At 41.9% G+C, this 571-nt stretch carries 1 protein-coding gene and 1 pseudogene; both read left to right on the plus strand.

Annotated elements, in window-relative coordinates; translation table 11 throughout:
• The coding region (locus ACWHAR_RS30325) for an MATE family efflux transporter (protein WP_452088839.1) at positions 1-279 on the plus strand (279 nt) is incomplete at its 5' end.
• A 15-nt stretch (positions 280-294) separates the two neighbouring features.
• Positions 295-571, plus strand: a pseudogene (gene rsbRC / locus ACWHAR_RS30330) (RsbT co-antagonist RsbRC); the annotation flags it as partial.

Raw genomic sequence — 571 nt, forward strand, 5'->3', positions numbered from 1 at the left:
TTAATTTATGCGCTGTTTTTTCAGCTTTCAGATGCTGTTGCCGCACCGATCCAGGGAGCACTCAGAGGGTACAAAGATGTGAACTATACACTTGGGGCCGCTTTTGTCTCTTACTGGGTCATTGGCCTTCCGGTCGGTTATATGGTCGGTACGTTTACAAGCCTCGGTGCATTCGGCTATTGGATTGGATTAATAGCGGGACTCGCCGCCGGAGCAGTTGGACTGTTTTTCAGGCTGGCAAAACTGCAAAAACGTTATTCGCAAAAACAACACATGTAAAAGAGGTGATCAATCATGGCAAAAAACAAAAAATTATTCGAGTATCTTTCTCAGCATGCGGAAACCATCAGTTCAACATGGTATGAAACAATCGAGGAGACTGATCCCAATTCCATTTATGCATCAACAGACCCTGTTGTCATTCACAATTTAAAGAGCCAGAATCTTGCCTTTAACTATAAAATAAACCGTATTTTTATAGATGATGAGGACGTATACTTGCCTATACTGAAAGAATGGGCCTTTGAAGTCACACAGGATCAAGAGCATTTAAAAACTCCTATCCACTATA

Source organism: Bacillus sp. LR--39 (genome assembly GCF_053613335.1).